At 47.0% G+C, this 857-nt stretch carries 1 protein-coding gene; it reads right to left on the bottom strand.

Translation table 11 applies throughout. The features are described from left to right. On the bottom strand, positions 1 to 857 hold an 857-nt coding region (locus R7R24_RS25670), incomplete at both ends, for a MotA/TolQ/ExbB proton channel family protein (RefSeq protein WP_411978832.1).

The following is an 857-nucleotide window of genomic DNA, read 5'->3' on the forward strand; positions in this document are numbered from 1 at the left end:
TACCTAGTAGTCCCAGTAGTGGTGCTACAGAAGCGAACAGTTTGATTGAGCTGATAAAGCGTTCAATGCTTGGTGCATTGCGTAGGATGATTTCGTCCAACTTCGCTTCCAGATCTTCAAGGTTGTCGCCTTTGTGATCTTGGTAAGCTTGGATAACTTCACCTAGAGGGTTGCCAGGGATAACTGTGTCTGATTTCGCCTGTTTACGCATTTTGCCACCGATGATCTGAAGGCGTAGGAAGCACAATAGCGCGATGATGACACCAACAGCGCCCATTGCTAGGATGACGTAACCAACGATACCGCCTTGGTCAATACGCTCCTGAACGGTAGGGCTCTGTACTAGTAGCGATAGAATTACGCCACGAGATGGATCAAGGAATAGCGGCTCATAAGTGCCTTTTGCTGATTCAAAACCAGCCACTTGGCTTGTGATGTTCTTGCTTGGCTGACGTGATAGTTCTTCGAACTTGCCAGTTTGAGGTACGTAAATGACGTATTTGCCATCTGCAATTGCGTTAAATTCTCCTACTAGCGTTACGTCGCGAACGGCTTCTTTACCTTCACCGTAAACAACCGTTGCTTGTGTTGTTGATGTATCACCAGATACGACAACTTGTTGAAGAATAGTGTGCCAGAATGCTTCCAGCTCTTGAGTTGATGGTAGTTCTTTACTTTCTGCCAGTTTCGTCAGCAGTGCATCACGCTCTGGGAACTGAACGGCATTTTGCGAAGCGGCAAACAGCCCTTTAAATTCGCCTGCGTATTGACGAACCACACCAAACATTTCACCCAAGGTACCGGAGCGAACACGCAGTGTTTCGGTTAGTTCAGTTAGTTGCTTGTCATTTTCGTCG

It is taken from the genome of Vibrio sp. 704, assembly GCF_033339295.1.